13 protein-coding genes are annotated in these 16,559 nt (G+C 39.9%); all 13 read right to left on the bottom strand.

The features are described from left to right. Positions 1 to 243: PfkB family carbohydrate kinase (locus tag ACKWCA_RS17450; protein WP_413979497.1), on the bottom strand; the 243-nt coding region annotated here is incomplete at its 3' end. A gap of 52 nt (positions 244 to 295) precedes the next feature. After that, a complete protein-coding gene (locus ACKWCA_RS17445) occupies positions 296 to 1,057 on the bottom strand; it encodes an SDR family NAD(P)-dependent oxidoreductase (RefSeq protein ID WP_413979496.1) in 762 nt (253 codons plus the stop codon). 31 nt (positions 1,058 to 1,088) lie between these two features. Then, positions 1,089 to 2,390 carry an MFS transporter gene (locus ACKWCA_RS17440; protein WP_413979495.1) on the bottom strand — a complete coding sequence of 434 codons (1,302 nt, stop codon included), beginning with the start codon at positions 2,388 to 2,390 and terminating at the stop codon, positions 1,089 to 1,091. Between the two features lie 233 nt (positions 2,391 to 2,623). Next, entirely contained in the window at positions 2,624 to 3,325 is a 702-nt protein-coding gene (locus ACKWCA_RS17435; RefSeq protein ID WP_413979494.1) for a FadR/GntR family transcriptional regulator, read from the bottom strand. 239 nt (positions 3,326 to 3,564) lie between these two features. Further along, on the bottom strand, positions 3,565 to 4,521 hold the full coding sequence (locus ACKWCA_RS17430) for a polysaccharide lyase family 7 protein (RefSeq protein ID WP_413979493.1): 957 nt from the start codon (positions 4,519 to 4,521) through the stop codon (positions 3,565 to 3,567). A 4-nt stretch (positions 4,522 to 4,525) separates the two neighbouring features. Beyond that, positions 4,526 to 5,437: a polysaccharide lyase family 7 protein gene (locus ACKWCA_RS17425; protein WP_413979492.1), complete on the bottom strand. Its 912-nt coding sequence runs from the start codon at positions 5,435 to 5,437 to the stop codon at positions 4,526 to 4,528. Between the two features lie 11 nt (positions 5,438 to 5,448). Further along, positions 5,449 to 6,870, bottom strand: a complete 1,422-nt coding sequence (locus ACKWCA_RS17420) for a hypothetical protein (protein ID WP_413979491.1) — start codon at positions 6,868 to 6,870, stop codon at positions 5,449 to 5,451. Positions 6,871 to 6,982: 112 nt separating this feature from the next. Continuing rightward, positions 6,983 to 7,789, bottom strand: a complete 807-nt coding sequence (locus ACKWCA_RS17415; protein ID WP_413979490.1) for a PKD domain-containing protein — start codon at positions 7,787 to 7,789, stop codon at positions 6,983 to 6,985. An 18-nt stretch (positions 7,790 to 7,807) separates the two neighbouring features. Further along, entirely contained in the window at positions 7,808 to 9,271 is a 1,464-nt protein-coding gene (locus ACKWCA_RS17410) for a RagB/SusD family nutrient uptake outer membrane protein (protein ID WP_413979489.1), read from the bottom strand. 20 nt (positions 9,272 to 9,291) lie between these two features. Further along, on the bottom strand, positions 9,292 to 12,381 hold the full coding sequence (locus ACKWCA_RS17405; protein WP_413979488.1) for a SusC/RagA family TonB-linked outer membrane protein: 3,090 nt from the start codon (positions 12,379 to 12,381) through the stop codon (positions 9,292 to 9,294). 447 nt (positions 12,382 to 12,828) lie between these two features. After that, positions 12,829 to 13,581, bottom strand: coding sequence for an SDR family NAD(P)-dependent oxidoreductase (locus ACKWCA_RS17400; protein WP_413979487.1), 753 nt, complete (start codon positions 13,579 to 13,581; stop codon positions 12,829 to 12,831). A 58-nt stretch (positions 13,582 to 13,639) separates the two neighbouring features. Further along, the gene (locus ACKWCA_RS17395) at positions 13,640 to 14,011 is read right to left on the bottom strand and encodes a cupin domain-containing protein (RefSeq protein WP_413979486.1); all 372 of its coding nucleotides are present in this window, start codon (positions 14,009 to 14,011) and stop codon (positions 13,640 to 13,642) included. Between the two features lie 276 nt (positions 14,012 to 14,287). After that, positions 14,288 to 16,351, bottom strand: coding sequence for a polysaccharide lyase family 7 protein (locus tag ACKWCA_RS17390; RefSeq protein WP_413979485.1), 2,064 nt, complete (start codon positions 16,349 to 16,351; stop codon positions 14,288 to 14,290). Between the last annotated feature and the right edge of the window lie 208 nt (positions 16,352 to 16,559).

Genomic DNA, 16,559 nt, shown 5'->3' with positions numbered 1-16,559 from the left:
ATGGACGATCTTGTCCACGCCCACGCCGCGCTTGCGCATTTCCATCAGGGCACATGCGCCGATATCGTTATCGGGCAGACGGGTCACGAAATCCACCGGTACCCCATAGTTGGCCAGGGACACGGCGACATTGGACTCCCCGCCGCCGTAGACCACATCGAACGAACTCGCCTGGGAGAATCTCAGGAATCCCGGAGGGGACAAACGGAGCATGATCTCTCCGAAGGTTACTACTTTTTTCATCTTAACTCTTACTATTATAATTATTGTTCTCTATAAGCTCGGTTGCTCGGTTTTAAATACCTAATGCCTGTCCACCTCCAATTTGGATGGTTTCTGCCGTAATGAACGCAGCGTCTTTACTTGCCAAGAAAGAAATCACGCCAGCAACATCTTCCGGTTGGCCCAATCGTCCTAGCATAATATTATTTGCCCAAGAAGCAAAAACTTCTGGTTTCGTTGCTTTGATTTGTGCGTGGAACGGGGTATCAATTGTACCTGGAGATACTGCATTAGCCCTAATACCATATTCTGCCAAGTCTTTCGCCAAAGCTCGTGTTATTGCATGAACACCAGCTTTAGAGGTACCGTAGATTCCCGCTCCGGGCCCACCAGCAGTCCATCCCGCATTAGAAGTATAGTTGATGATAGAAGGGTGCTCTCCTTTTTTAAGATAAGGGATAGCGGCCCTTGAAGCGAAAAAAACGGAATCAAGGTTTAATGCCATTACAAACCTATAGAAATCAGTTGTCATTTCTTCAAATCTAGAACGACCACCAAGCCCACCGGCATTGTTAACCAGTACATCTATTTTACCGTATTTAGTACCTATGGCCTTAATGTTTGAAGTTACTGCATCATCGCTGGTAACATCAAAACCCAAATATTCGGCAGTAATTCCTTCCGCAGTAAGTTCTTCAACTCTCTTAGCACCTTTGTCGTCTTCAATACCATTTAGAACTACGGTATAACCATCTTGCCCTAATCTCTTTGCTACTGCAAATCCAATACCACCAGTTGCTCCGGTAACTACTGCTACTTTTCCTTTATTACTCATGTTATATTAATTTTAATCTATTTTATTTTTATCAAATCTTGCCTTTAAGAGGCTCTATTTTACCACATAGTATCCAAATACTTGCCAAGGCGATCACTGCCATGGTTGCACCTATGACAAATGCCGGTGTATAATTGCCTCCCGAGGTAAGCCAAGGAACTAAATAAATTAATCCCGCAGCGGTCAACTTAGCTGCCATTCCTGCGATACCGGATAATGTTCCAACAGTTTTTCCTCCGAAAAAGTCGCTAGGTAAGGTTTGTACATTTCCAATAGAAGTTTGAAAACCGAATAAAATGACCGCCATAATAATTACTGCTGTCGTCGGCCCTCCCGGATTTGCCATTGCCAATAGACTAGGCAACATAATTAGGCATCCAATAGTGATAATAATCTTTCTTGTTCTATCTACGGTCCAACCGGCTTGCAAACGATTCTGCGCAAACAGTCCACCAAACCAGGCTCCTAACATAGCCCCTACATAAGGTACCCATCCATAAATGCCTATGGTCTTAACATCCATACCATAAACTTCATTGAGGTAAATAGGAATCCATACTACAAACAACCACCAAATAGGGTCAATGGCCGCGGAGGCAATGATAACGCCCCAGCTCTGTTTGTGAGCTAACAGCTTTCCCGTATCCGGGTTATACCCTTCATCATGAGTACCATTTTTATCGGTATCTTGATTTTGCTGACCACTCAAGATGTACTTACGTTCATCTTCTGATAGCCACGGATGTTTTTTTGGTGGAGATTTAACTAGAATCATCCAAGGAATTAGCCATAGTAAACCTATTAGCCCCACCAGCACAAAAATCATTTGCCAGCTAAAATAGATGGTCAGAAAGGCAATCACCGGAATTGCAACTATTCCGCCAATAGCGGCACCTGAGTTAAAAAGACCTTGTGCAAAAGCGCGCTCTTTGGTTGGAAACCACTCTGCATTTGCCTTAGCTGCTCCTGGCCAGTTACCCGCCTCCGCTATTCCTAAGATTGAACGAAATAAACCAAAACTTAAGACTCCTTTGGCCAACGCATGAAGGGCAGTTGCAATGGACCAAACAAAAATGGATATGGCAAAACCGATACGAGTGCCCAACCAATCAAGAATCTTTCCAAAAATAGCTTGGCCAAAGGCATAGGAGAACATGAAAATCACCGAGATCGTTGCAAAAATTCCTTTGCGTTCATCGGTGGTACTATCGGGAAATAAATCTGCTGCAATATCTGGCCAAAGCACACCAATGGACTGACGATCAATATAGTTTATAACTGTGGCGAGGGCAATCAATGCAATAACCCACCAGCGTAATCCTTTGATTTTCATACTATTATTATTTGGTTTTTCAATGTTTATTGTCTGAATTTGACAACAGTGAGTACCCAAGCGATGTGCCTGTTTAAATACTTATGATTTAGCTAAAAATTTCTGAAAGTAATTTAAACGATTGTTCAATTACTACGGAATTCGTATAGTTAAGCTCTAAGTATCACTTCCCTTCAATCAATTTTATTAGAGAGACAAAAGCGTGCAATTTTATCTTTCTTATATTTCTTCACCTATATGTTGTAACAGTATTGATAAAGTGCTTTAAAATGTATCTTCATTTTCTCTTTGGCCAGCTGTGGGTCTTGATTCTTGATAGCCTCAAAAATATCTTGGTGCTCTTGAATTCCCTTAAAGGCCATTCCCTTGTCACAGACGTGATATTCTTCGAATTTGGTGATAATCTCTGGTGTTATGATCAACATGAAGGTATTCATTGTGCTATTGCCACTTGCCTTTGCAATGGCCAAATGAAAGAGTAAATCTTCCTGCACGGCGTCCATCCCATTCTCAACTTTTACGCTATAGGCATCCAAAGCCTCTTTCATATTGGTTAGGTCTTGTTCGGTTCTCCTGGTCGCAGCTAATCTTACCGTTTTTAACTCCAATAAGATTCTTGTTTCAACCAATGATTTAAAATCAGGATCCTCCAATCGAAGAATGTCCTCTATCATGCCGTTCATGGCTACTTGACCAATATCCGCAATGAAAGTTCCACTCTGTGGTTTTGACTTTAATAATCCATAAAACTCAAGTTTCTGAATCGCTTCCCTCACATTGGTTCTGCTTACTTCAAACTTTTCAGATAACATTCTTTCCGAAGGAAGCTTATCTCCTGGCTCAAGGTTTTTATAATTAATTAAATCCCGAATTTTTGAAATGATGCCATTTTGAATTTCTTGATTTTCGTTTTTAGTAAGAATTTCTAATTTCATATCTGTCGCTAATAAGAATTGGTTAACCAGATTGGTTTGTTAAATTTATGAAAATAACTTCAACCAAAAAACACCTTTCCAACGTAGTTAAGCGCAAATAGAACGCTATTCAACCAATAGTTGGTGTTTGAGTAGTTTCACTGGCCTCGTGAAAGGCCAGTGAAACAAAGTTGAACTAACTCAAACAATCATAGAGTACACCAAGGGAAAACTAACAACCTTCGATTCACTCCAAATTTTTAATGCGTAACTTCTAGATTATAGTATTTAACAATTGCTGACGAACCCACATCCGTGGTTTGTAAATAGTTTCCAGCTTTAAAATAATTCTCAAAAGCACCCCATTTCTGAATGTGAATATCATCATATACGACGGACTCCTCTTCATTAAGAATTACCTCAAGTCTCCGATCTGATGCTATTATCTCAAGTGTGAATTTATCCGAATCCACTCTTTGGGAAAAGGTATGCCCTTCATCATTGTCCCAAGCATCAGCAGATAAAATACTGTCTCCTGATGTGCTCGAATCCTTTAACTCTTTGGTCAGCACCCTAATATTTCCTTTTTGCCAATAGATTTTCAGAATAGGAGGGGCGTTGTTGTCATTTTCTCCGATACGATCTCTTTGTTCATTGGTCAGCCTGCCATGAATTTGCATTACAATGGTACGGTGGAATTCGTTATTCGAATCTTTTGAAATAAAAGGGACGGACAAGGTACCTTTCATTCTGCCCCCTTCGGAGAATGTCCAATTTGTCGAATTGCTTCCCGCCACCATCTGTTCTCTAAGCTCTGTTCTTGAATAGGATGAATTTGCTGTTGAAGCATCTGGATAGGTGTAAAAAACCAAAGAACCATCTTCCGTATCCTCGTACATAAACTCTTTCAACATTTCATTATTTGTATAATCCAAAATTTCAGGCGGCTCAACTTCAATTGTTTTACCGTTCTCCGCAATTGGTAAAGTAACTTTCCAGTGACTTAAATCAATAGTAGGAACTATAGAATGGTCGGTGTCTTCGTCATTTTCCTGATCAACTTGGGTCGAATCGGTATCATCTGCCAAAACCTCATCTTGAGGTGCTGACTGTTCATCGTCTACTATTGGAGCATCATCATTCTGGCATGCTAACATCAACACAACCAGTAAAAGGCAGTATAGATTTCCATTCCATTTATTTATGTTGAATTTCATAAGTCTAATGCTTAACTTCAAGCTCATAAAAATTTACTTTAGCAAATGCTCCTTCGTCTCTTGTTTGAAAGTAATTACCGGCCTTAAAGTAGTTTTCAAAAATCCCCCATCTTTTTAGACTTTGATTTTCAAATACTTTGAACTCGCTTTTATTGAGGGAGACGACTATCTTACCATTAGAAACTTTCACTTCAATGGCAAATTTTCTGAATCCTACTTCATCTTCAAAGTTAAATCCTTCATCATCTGTCCAAGCTTCTTTATGCAATATTCCAGTTGCATCTACTCCGGCAAATTTAAGTTTCTTAGTCTTGACTCTAATTTTACCGTTCTGCCAATAAATCTTCAATACAGGAGGCGCGTTATTATCTTTCTGTCCGATTAAATCCCGTTGTTCATCTGTTAATCTCCCATGGATTTGGAGGATAATAACTTTGTGGTATTTACCATTTTTATCTCTCGATACCTCATTCATTGCAAGCTTTGCCTTCAATGTCCCTCCTTGTTTAAAGGTCCAATTTACCTTGTCATTACCCGGGACCATTTGCTCTCTAAGCTCTGACCTGGAATATTTGGTATTTGCGGTAGTCGCTGAGGATGGATAAGCATAAAATACGAGCGCCCCTTTTGTGGAATCGTTATACATATAAGGTTTTAGAATCTCATTTGTAGCGTACTCCAGAATTTCAGGGGGTTCAACATTAATGGCCCCTCCTTTTCCTTCACCTTCAGGTATGGTAACCTTCCAATTACTCAAATCGATTTCAGGAAGTTTTGCCTTCTTTTTTCCTTTTTTACGCTTTTCAACCTTAGCTTCCGAAACCGTAACGCTACTATCGGTATTTTGGGCAGTAGCGCTGACAGATAGAACCATCAATACCATACATGTCAAGAATTCTTTTCGGAGGTTTTTCATAAAAATTGAAACTATTGGGCAATCACCTTTACATTATCTATATAGGCATCTTTTGGGCTAACAGCATAGAACATTACTCCCACTTCACCACTACTATTAGCGGTAAAAGGAATTTGCACCAGTGTTCCAAAATCATTGTCCGTATCTGAGAATTTGCCTTCGGCGACAAAGCCTTCATCAAACCCTAAATTATTACCGAGATTATCAACTGCATCTGCTCCATCATCATAATGCTGATCTAAAATTAAGCCTACTACTCTTCGACCTCCAATAGGGTCTGTTCCACTATCATCTTTTATGGCATATTGATATTCTAGGACATAATTCGCACCGGGAGTTAAAACAAGTTCTTGATACGCATATCTAGAACTCGATGTTCTAAATTCACCACCAGATTGACTTGCAGACCATTTAGCACCTCTTGTTTTACCTCCAGTATCATTGCCATCAATATCGAAATCGGAACCATCGGAACTTGAACCAAAAGGGTTGGTTTCCCCGTCTGTAAATGTTCCCCATTTCCAGAAGTCTTGACCATCTTCAAAGTCACCATTTATAATGGTGGACCCGGTCATTCTGGGCATATAGATATTATCAACATAAATGGTTGCATGATCTTTTGCAGTGCCACTAGTAGCCGTTTCAAATACAATTTCAGTAAACTGGGTAACCGGTGATGAGAAATCTGTAGCTAAATTGAAATCAAAACCAGTCCACTCACCGTCCGTTAGATCTAAATCATCGATGACATGGCTAACGTCATTGGTAGAATCAACTAAGGTTATTTTCAATTTATCAATTCCCTCGGGAAAATTAGAGTAAACGTCAAAATGAATTTCAGAAGAACCTACTCCTGTGGCAAATGCATCTGCTATAATAACTTCATCGCTTAATGATACCACCCCCGAATCACTGTGAAGTCGAGAAAATTCAAGTATTTCGTCTCCAGAATCGGTTACTATGACTGCGCCTCCAGAGCCAGCAGATCCTACAGGAAAACTAGAACTGGTAAAGATATTGAACAAGTTATACCTCTTTCCTTCAGGTGTTGAAGGTGCGATACTAATAGGTTGTATCGTATGATTCACCGTAATATCCTCTGTTTTGGTTACGCCGCCAGCAGTTACGGTTATCGTATAATCTTCGGAAGCATTTGTATTTGGATAGTCATAAGAAGCTGTTTCACCTTGTGCAGCGGTAACCGGACCGCCATCTCCAAAATCTACCACATAAGAATCGACCCCTACGGTAATTGGTGTTACGGTAACCACGGTGCCATCGCCGCTTATAGCTGTTGAAAAACTAGAGAACACTGCAGCTGTCTGACCTTTAAATGAATCATCTGGAGCAATACGGACAAATTCATCATCATCACATGAAATTACGAGGCCTATTAATAGCAAGGCACTCGTGGCTTTTTTTATTAAATTCATAATTATATTTTGTTTGTTTGTTTGTTTCTCTATTCAAAGTAAAGTGAACAATAAAATTTCAACGTACTTTATCAGAGGCCTATTAGTATAGAAATTATCAACTCGGTACTACTTAATCAATTCTATCTATACTAATCTTAGAATACCTACATTCAGTACCATCGTACTCTATATTGAATCTCATATTCTCCGTAGTATCACCTGTTGCGAATCTCACTGAATATTCTACGTATGCTGTAGATTGACTGGTCAACGGAACATCTTCATTTAAGAAGTCATCCCCGGTATCCGCGTCTTCAATTAACAGTTGTCCTGCTGAATTGCCTGTAGTTTTACTAACATACCAGAACTTTATCTCATATTGGGCACCAGCAACCACACGGATAGTCTGATCAAGAAATTGCGAAGAACTACTTATTTTAGCCGCGCCATTTCCTTCTGGTGGTGTTGGAGAACTGCTTCCGGAAAAAGTGCTTGTGCCTCTACCACCGCCCCAAGGCGTTCTTGGGTCACATAAAAAGTCCGGACATTCAAAAGCCGCAACTAATTCATCAACAACAATAACATCTAAAGTGATAGTAGATGTCTCTCCATTTGCATCTGAAGCAGTTAGGGTAACGGCATACGTGCCTTCTCCGGCAAATGTATGCTGAGGATCTCGATCTGTTGAGGTAGCTCCACCCCCAAAGTCCCAAGAATATGAATTGGCTTCGGTAGAAAGATCAGTGAAATATATTACTGTAAAATCATCTTGATCTGCAGTATAGTCAAAATTTGCTTCTGGGAATACAGTATCTTCTTTAGAACCTGTATCTGGCAAATCATCTCTAAAAACATCGGTACCGACACAGCTTACAGCAAAAATGGCTGTGAAGAGCAACAAGGTCGTTTTACGGAAAAATTTTACTTTAGTTTTCATAGTTTGAATTTTCGAATATTAGTATCCAGGATTTTGTGTTAGTAGGCCTCCACTGAGGTTAATTTCACTTGCCGGTATGGGCAATAATAATTTTCTCGCGTCAAAGACGTACTCCATTTCGATAGCATGAGCACCTAAAACAGACTCTGCGACGCCAAATCTCAGTAAATCGAACCAGCGTTGATTTTCAAAAGCCAATTCGACTCTTCTTTCTAATAAAAGATCATCTTGTGTTATGGAAGAAACAGTGGCCGTTATGCCAGCTCTATCCCTTACCGCTTGAAAAGAAGCTAATGCTGCAGCATCATTTGTAGAGGCTCCCCCAGCCATAATTGCCTCAACATGCAGTAACAATACATCAGCATAGCGCAAAGCGATGTAGTCGTTACCGGCATCACGCCCGGCGCCATAGCTTGGGGGCGTCGTGGTAATATCGGATCCTTCCGGTAAAAATTTGATCACCTCATTGGAAAGTCCAAAAGTAGTATAGGAGAGATCTGTTCTATCTCCACCGGCCAAGGCAAAATCAGCGATAAGGTTGTCATTGACAATATTCTGTCCATCTTCCGCACCAATACGGGTAGAAGAAGTAAATTCAGCAGAAAAACCTTGACTTTCCAGCTGATTACCTGAAATGTATTGAATTGCAAATATCACTTCACTATTTGCCGAAGCATCGACTTCATCTGTATCGAAACCTGAATAAAATACATCATAAAAATCAGCCTCTAGAGAATAATTCCCACTATTTATTATGTCTTCACACAATTGTCGTGCGCCAGTGTAGTTGGGGCTATCCTGAGTTAGATACACCTTGGCCAAAATACCTTGGGCCGCTGCTTTGGATGCTCTTACCACGTTTGAATTATCCAAAATGCTGATAGCCTCTTGTAAATCTGCAATAATTTGAGCATAAATCTCTGCTTCGGGAGTACGGGTAAAAGGTGTTTCCGTGTCATCTGGAGCAACTATTTCGGTCACCAAGGGCACATCACTGTATAAGCGAACAAGTTTAAAGTAAGCATAGGCCCTTAAAAATTTGGCTTCTGCAGTATACCTTGATTGATTAGCCTCATCTGCAATGTCAATGAAGTTCAAGATATTGTTCGCTCTGAAAATCACTTCGTACATAGATGCATAGTAATCCTCGGACTCTACATTGTTTGCATTCACGAGGTACCTGTGAAAATCGGCTTTTGAGCCTTCTGTTGTCGCATTTCTTGTATTATCGGTTCTATGCTCTGTCAAGAGGTGCTCAAATTGTACACCTCTATTTGTTGTGGCCTCATTTGAATTTGTAGCATCATTAACCCCTTGAAGCGCATCGTAAATTCCCATGATTCCAGAAAATACGTCCGCATCCGTTTGAAAGAATGAATCTACGGTCACCACAGAGTCTGGTACCGGATTTAAAAACTCTTCCGTATCACAGGAGAGGAAAAGAGATCCTGCAGCGAAAATTAGATATTTTATATGTTTCATAATTTTTTTCTTTACTAAGATTAAAAGTCAATGTTCATACCAATGGTAAACGTCTTAAATATTGGCGTACCTGCTCTTTGTGAGCCAAATGCCCTTACATTACCGTTATCGTCGTGCTCTGGGTTGAAACCGTGATAATCATCAGCGGTTACATATACCAGATTCTGGGCAGTGGCATACAGTCTTAATCCATCTAAACCTATACGAGAAGTCAGATCATTTGAAAAATTATATCCAAGATTTACATTACGCAAGGAAAAATAATCGGAACTGGCAATTACTTCGCTCGTTACAACCTTTCTTTGAATAAAAGAGACATCGGGCACGAGACCGGCAGCTACAGCTTCTTCGGCACCTGTACTTCTTGTAGTATTGCCGAACCAGTTATAGAAGTACTCATCGCCAATATTGTTTACTTGGCCACCAAGACTTCCTTGCACCATGAAGGAAAGATCAAAGTCCCCTAGTTTGAATTCATTTGTAAAGCTATATATCAAATCCGGATAAGGATCTCCCAAAATGGTTTTGTCCTCGTCGGTAATTAAACCGTCACCATTTAAATCCTTTACAATAGTCGCTCTAGATTGCCCGTTTATTCTATTCCATGGGCTATCGACATATGTTGTTCTAAAAGAAGTTTCATCAAAAAGCTCCTCATCAACAACAAAACCCCAGTAAGACGAAATAGGCTCACCTATGCGATTAATCCACTGAGAATTTCTGCCGTAAGTATCAGATATTAAGGCATTATTGGAATCCCCAAAACTCAATAATTCATTTTGGTTGGTAGAGGCTATTAATGTGGAGTTCCAACTAAAATTTTCATTACTAATGTTTTTAGTTCTAAGTTCAAATTCGAAACCTCTGTTCTGTACCTCTCCTAGGTTTACAATACCTTGATTAAACCCAGTCAGGTAGGATACAGGGTTGTTTAAAAGTAATTCATCACTATTTCTCTGATAATAATCAATGGAACCGGATATTCTATTGCCTGCAAAGCCATAGTCTAAACCTATAGTCAATTCTTTGGAAGCCTCCCATTGCAAACCAGGATTAGCAATATTTAGAGGAGCAGCACCTTGCGTGATGCCATAGTTCGTATTTTGACTTAACGCGAGGTATGGCCATGCATTTGTTAGCGCATTTCCTACATTGAAGTTTTCTGAACCCGTAAGACCATAACTGGCCCTAAACTTTAGATTGCTTATTATATCACTATTGCTTAAGAAATTTTCTTTGGCAACATTCCAACCCACCGATACAGCAGGGAAGTTACCCCATTTGGAGTCAACACCAAATACAGAGCTACCATCTCGTCTGAAAGAGGCATTGAACAAGTATTTCCCTAAATAGGCATAATTAACTCTGGCGAAATAACCTATTTTGCTGCGGTTTGTGTTAAATTCAGTTACAATAGTGTTTTCAGGATCAGCCCCATTCATGTTTTTAAGGCGGTCATCGGTGAACCCACTACCAATTATTGTACTGAACTCAGCTCTTCTTTTTTGAATGGTCAAACCAGCCAAAACATTTAGGTCATGGTCTCCAAAAGTCTTCGTATAATTAAGAGTGTTATCGTTAATTAATCTTGTGCGAAATCTATTGTTCAATGTGTACTGAGACCTACTAGCGCCGGAAGCATGGTAATTGGTGCCGTCCCACCTTGTTTGTTTTCTCTGGTCTATAGTTACACCCAAAGATGCTTTTGCCGTAAGGCCATCGGCAATTTCATAACTCAAATAGGTTGAACCGTATAATTTGGTATTAAAATCGTAGTGTTCTCTCTCAACATATTGTTGGTACGGATTTGAATCACCGGACGTACGAGGTCTCGAATCACTACCGTCTCCATCCAAATCCAATTCGACTAAATGGTTTTCCCAGAAATAATCCCCAACACCGACATCTGGATATACATCACGATTAATAAACTGCAGCGATTCTTCGGTATGATAAATTGGCAACCAAGGTGATTGACGAATTGGGTTATGAATTGAAGTTGGTAAACGTCGCTGTTTGGTGTAAGAGGGAGTAGCACTAAGGCCAAACTTCAATTTTTTACCAATTTTCGAATTAACCTTTAAATTAGCGGTATATAATTTATAATCATCTGTTATTACCACTCCTTGATCGTGAAGGTATCTTAGAGATGTACTGAACTTCGTATCTTCAGTACCCCCTCTAGCAGAAAGTGAATGACTTGTTACGTTACCTCCATCAAAGAAAACATCTTGCCAATCTCTATTTACTCCTGTTGTCCCTACTAAAAGTTTAATGTACTGCGATTCTTCAGATAGTGTGCCAGCAACTGATTGCTCCAATGCAAACCACTCATCGATATCTTTTTTGTAATCATCGCTACCATGTGCCTGCTTGTATCCGGTGTAGGTCTGGTAACTGAATTTTGTTTTTCCCGCCTTACCACTTTTAGTCGTTATCAAAATAACCCCATTTGCACCTTCACTACCATAAATTGCGGCCGAAGCAGCATCCTTCAAAACTTCAAAAGATTCTACATCGTTCATGTCAAGGTTTCCAAGAAAATCTGAGCTTACCACAATTCCGTCAACCACTAACGCAGGTCCTGAGTCCGCTGCTATGGAGCCAACACCTCTAATTGTGATTGTAGGTGCACCACCCGCTTCAGCATTTGTTGCTTGTATATTAACACCGGAAACCTGACCAATAAGAGCATCATCAACCCTCGATACGGCAATTTGATCTAAAGTCTCATTGGTTACTTTTGATATGGAACCGGTTATTGTAGATTTTTTCTGAGTGCCGTAACCGACCACCACGACTTCATCAAGTTGACTAGCATCTTCTGCTAGGATAACATTTATAGTTCCTTGACCGTTTACCGCAATTTCCTGTGTGGAATAGCCGATGTAGCTAAATACCAAAGTAGCGGAGCTGTCAACGTTGTCTATAGTGAAATTTCCATCGAAATCGGTTTGTGTGCCATTTGTGGTTCCCTTAACCACAACACTTGCTCCAGGCAATGGGCCACTAGAATCAGTGACCGTACCTGATACTGTCTGAGCCGATACCGCGGAGAAACAAATGAATGCTCCGAACAACAACAGCCTTTTTAGTAACGTAATCTTCATAAAATTTAGTTTAAGTTAAAATGTTAGTCAATTTTGAGTTTTGACACTTAATAGGTCTACACCTGTTAAATGAAATTTACCGAAGACACGCATTCTAAAAAATCAAATGTTTATTGTAATTTTGTAGAATATGATATCATTGGTATCATGTAAGTATTACTTCCCTTCAAAATGAAGTAATTTGAATTAAAAGGATGGGCGTGCACCCGTCCTTTTTTCATTTCTTAGATTTATTTTCCCATTTCGTAAGTTATAGCTCGTTAGTAGTTAGGCTTTTAGATGCTTTTTAATTGGTTTTCCATACTGGTTAACCAATTTGGTTTACCAAATATATGTTATTACTTTGTTAAATAAAAATTAAATCCAAATTTTATGATTTGATTTTTTGTGACCTTAACAACTGAGCGGTCACCGGATTGCGAAATCCACAATACGTTTGGTATTTGGCTACGAAAATGCCAGCCCCCCGTTGATATCCACATTCGCTCCTGTCATGAAAGATGTTTCCGAGGAAGCCAAGCATGCCACGGTGTTCGCGATTTCTTGTGCAGAACCTTGTCTGCGAAGGGGTGTCATACCTTCCACCTTTTTACGCACCTCATCTTTGGTAAAGTCATCATGAAATTTAGTTGCGATCATACCTGGGCATAAGGAATTTACCCGAATGCCTTTCGGCCCTACTTCTTTTGCTAAACCTCTTGTAAAGGTCATAACAGCACCCTTCGATGTGGCATAAGCCAAAGATCCACCGCCGCCACCATCCCTTCCCGCTTGGGAGGCAATGTTTACTATTGAGCCGCCAGAATCCATATATGGCAATGCTGCTTTTGAAACTAAAAATGTAGAGTTGAGGTTTAAAAACATAACTTTATTGAAAAAGGCCTCGTCCATTTCGGCTATGGTTTTTCTAGCTACCAAACCTCCTGCATTGTTGACTACTATATCAATGTTGCCTCCGAAAGCGCCAATTGTTTCTCTTACCAAATTGGCGACATCTCCCTTTTGGGTCATATCGCCTTTGACGATAATAGCAGTTCCTCCCAAAGCTTCAATCTCCTTAAGTGTTTCTTTTGCGTTGTCTTCGTTATTAAAATAATTGGCGACAACTTTTACCCCTTCCTTTGCCAATCTTAGCGATATGGCTTTTCCTATATCCCTGGTACCGCCGGTTACAATTGCAATCTTTCCCTTTAAATCCATAATTGTCTGTTTTATTCTTTTAAATCTCCCCGATAGGGACTAACTTTTTATATTATGACTATTTATCTCCAAAATAGGATACCTCACCACCACTTAGGAAGTCTTCCCGTACAGGGCTAAATGTGTCAATTAGCATCCCTTCTTCTAAACAAACGGCACTATGTAACAAATTAGGTTCTATGTAAACTCCGTCTCCGGCTTCTACGATTTTCTTTTCTCCATTAATTTCAAATTCAAATTTACCTGAAACACAATAGGTAGCTTGGGTATGAAAATGTTGATGTGGTGAACCCAGTGCTCCTTTTTCAAATTTCACTTTTACCATCATGATTTGGTTGTCGTAACCCAAAAACTTTCTTGATACTCCTCCTCCAAGTTCTTCCCATTCCATTTTTTTTGCGATGATGTATTTCTCACTAAATCGTTTCATAATCTTAATTTTCTTATCAAATAATATGGACCTGACTGCTGGTAATCATGCCAATTTGCGTTTAATTTGTATGTGCTTGTTTCAATTTAATCTGTATTGTTATTCGAATATTTCTGGTCGCCGGGGCTTACTAGTTTTCCATATTGCCCAACGCACTATTGTGAATGGTAACATTGACTCACCGACGACCAGCTGCATGTTAATGGTATTATTATCTTTAAAAATATTTTATTTCAACTTCATAAAGTGAACTGTAGATTAAGAACTTGTCATGAGTTAATTTGTGTTCGGAATTGTGCCCGGACCTACTGTAGCTTCCCTAAACCATACTTCGGTATAGCAACCATTTTCATACTGCTTTGCGATATCACCGCCATAGGTTTCCGCACCTGCGCCCCAAACCATACTTGTTTCTGGACTTTTGCCATTGGTTTGGTTATAGGCCCCTTGTTTAAAATAATTCAGCTCTCCGCTGTAGGCGGTAGCTCGTTCGGTTCCATCTTGCCCTATAGGCACGAATAGTTTTCTGGTTTGAGCCGGTAGGTCCGATTTTTTTACATATTCAGATGAGATGAGACTTTTGGTAAATGTTTTTGTTTCATGGCCATCACTTTTAAAGGTGAGGTACATGATGCCTTGATAAACATTAATTTCATAACTGAATTCTTCCCCTAATTCTATACCATCTACAGGTTCAGTAGGGGGCTCATTCTTGTTTTTCCCAATAACAGACATATCATAACCCCATACTGCCGTGGAATAATCCCATCGCCCGGAATTATCATCACCTGCCGTATTGATCTCATAATTCCAGAATACAGACCCCTTGGTATGGCCTGGGAATTTTTTGTAAAATATTTTTATAGGTTCATTTTCATGACCCTCCCCACTATGAATTTGCCCAATTACGGTTGCATAAGATGCTGCAACTCTTGCATCACCGGAAGTTGAAACTTGCATGACCTTACAGGTGCCAGTTAGTTTACCACCCTGTTCAGGAGTCCATTCCCTTTTTTCGTGCAACTCTGTTCTGGTATTGCTGGAATTTTTTGAAGTGACACCGGAATTTGGGGTTTTGTAAACTACCCAACGCCTTGTGCCATCGATGACCGTGTAGAAGAAATCTTTATGTTCGAACTTCGTGATGTCCCCTACATTGGTTCCATCGCCCAGCAGTATTTTAAATTTATCCATAAAGGGAATTACCTCATTCGGATACACTGTTTTTGTACTTAGGCCGTCATTGGCCTCAAAATATCGGGCATTTGATATGGCATCATCGCTGATCGTAATATTTGCCGATTTAAACCAAACTTCAGCGTAATTGCCATATGCATATTGTTTTTGAAGGTCCCCGCCATGTGTTTCCGCACCAGAACACCAAATTTTGTTCACTTTAGGGTCTTTTCCATTCGTCTGGTTGTAGGTTCCCAATTTAAAAAAGAGGCCTTCACCAGAATACGCATTTTTACGCTCTAGACCATCTTGACCTATGGGCACGAATAAATCTTTGACTTGTTCCGGTATATTCGAGCGTACCGTGTATTCCGATGAAATAAGGCTTTTTGTAAATGTTTTGGTTTTGTGCCCTTCGCTAGTGAATGTTAGATGCATGATTCCATCCTTAACATCCACTTCATAACTGAACTCCTCGCCTAAGGCAATACCATCTTCCGGTTCTGGTGGGTAGGTGTCTTTATCGGTTCCCACAACAGAAAAGTCATAGCCCCAAATGGGATAGGAATAATCCCATCTACGCGAATTGTCATCACCGGCTGTATTGATTTCATAATGCCAAAAGACCGAACCTTTGGTATGACCTGGAAATTTTTTGTAAAATATTTTTAGCGGTTCGTTCTCATGGCCGTCCGCACTATGAATTTGACCGACAACTACAGAGTAGGTAGCTGCAACACGAGCATCTCCGGTAGTTGAGACGTTCATAACCTTTAGTGTAGCGTTCATTTTGGCTTCCGTCATCGGGGTCCATTTTTTTAATTGGGCCAATTCGCTTCTTGTATTGTTCGAAGTACCATGGGTATTGCCTGCATTAGGGGACTTAAATACCACCCAATCGCCATTGTCGTCACGCTCCGTATAAAAGAAATCTTTGTTATCGTAGTCCGTTGCTTGGCCTACATTGGAACCATCACCTAAGATCAGGTTCCAATGTTGGAAAAAGGGTATAATATCGTTTGCAGTAGTCTCTGAAGTTAAATTCGTATTCTCCTTTGCGAGGTCTTGCTTTTTATTGGTATTCCCGCAACCATGTAGCAGTAAAACGACAGTAGCCATTAACGGATAATGGGCCAAAGTTGATTTTATTATTTTAAAGTTCATCTTATTTTTTTGTGCGGTGTTACAATTAAAGCAATAACAGTAATCGGATAGGCTCGTTCAAATCTCACTTGATTCTTACTGTTTGAAATAGAATCTAATTGTATTCAAAATACAGTCCTATCAAAAGAGCATACTTAAGAGTTCATAATTGGTTAACCAGTTTGGTTGACCAAAAATAAGAATATTTGTAAGACTAACAAATATTTAA

The sequence above is a fragment of the Maribacter corallii genome, assembly GCF_047345415.1.
Classification (GTDB): domain Bacteria; phylum Bacteroidota; class Bacteroidia; order Flavobacteriales; family Flavobacteriaceae; genus Maribacter_C.
This window is presented reverse-complemented; position numbering and strand designations above follow the sequence as displayed.